Annotated in this window: 1 protein-coding gene; it reads right to left on the reverse strand. The window is 55.3% G+C overall.

The window, feature by feature from the left end:
• Positions 1–293 (reverse strand): FG-GAP repeat protein (locus tag ABLQ08_RS32505; RefSeq protein ID WP_352950925.1); only part of this gene is annotated, 293 nt, incomplete at both ends.

The raw sequence follows: 293 nt of genomic DNA on the forward strand, positions 1-293 counted from the left end.
TCAGTTTGGTCTCGTCATAGCCACCAGAAGCATTCGGGGTGTAGACATAAACAGCGCCGGCGTTCGTTGCAGCATCGTCATCTCCGTAAGCACCAACCACAATGGTGCCAGCCTCATTGCTGCCAACGGCACGGCCGAAGTAATCGGAACTTCCTCCGTCGGAAGCTATCAGTTTAGAAGCACCACCCGAACCGCCGGTGATGCGTATTGTCACCGTTTCCGTGGAGGTTCCTCCGTTGCCGTCATCCACCGTGTAGGTGAAGGTGTCGGTTGCTATCTCACCGACAGAAAGA

It is taken from the genome of Roseibium sp. SCP14 (genome assembly GCF_040329475.1).
Taxonomy (GTDB): Bacteria; Pseudomonadota; Alphaproteobacteria; order Rhizobiales; family Stappiaceae; genus Roseibium.